The sequence below is a fragment of the Roseateles sp. P5_E11 genome, from assembly GCF_054049355.1.
Genome location: NZ_JBFUMO010001215.1, coordinates 1 through 526, shown reverse-complemented (window position 1 = coordinate 526; position 526 = coordinate 1). Strand labels below are relative to the sequence as shown.

Genomic DNA, 526 nt, shown 5'->3' with positions numbered 1-526 from the left:
TCACCGAGCGGGGCTTCACGGCGCACGACGACGGCGAGCCGCTCCTCGCCATGACCGTACGGGAGCAGTCCGCCGTGCCGCTCGGCACCGCGCTGCCCCTGATCCCCGGCGGTCCCGTCAGCTGGACCGACGGCACCTTCGACGTGCCGGACGCGGACTACGCGGACATCGTGCGCCGTGTGATCGACGACGAGATCGGCACCGGGGAAGGGGCCAACTTCGTCATCAAGCGCTCCTTCACCGCCCAGCTCCCCGGCTTCTCCCGCGAGACCGCCCTCGCCGTCTTCCGGCGCCTCCTGGAGCGCGAGGCCGGCGCCTACTGGACCTTCCTCGTGCACACGGGCGGGCGCACGTTCGTCGGCGCCACACCCGAGCGCCACATCAGCGTGCACGGCGGCGTGGCCGTCATGAACCCCATCAGCGGCACCTACCGCTACCCCTCCGACGGCCCCAGCCTCGACGGGGTCCTCGCGTTCCTGGCGGACCGCAAGGAGGCCGACGAGCTCTACATGGTCGTCGACGAGGA

1 protein-coding gene is annotated in these 526 nt (G+C 71.7%); it reads left to right on the top strand.

Going from position 1 to position 526, the window contains the following annotated elements; genetic code table 11:
• Nucleotides 1-50 precede the first annotated feature (50 nt).
• A partial coding sequence (locus ACXJKR_RS34415) for a chorismate-binding protein (protein WP_457326682.1) occupies nucleotides 51-526 on the top strand: 476 nt, incomplete at its 3' end.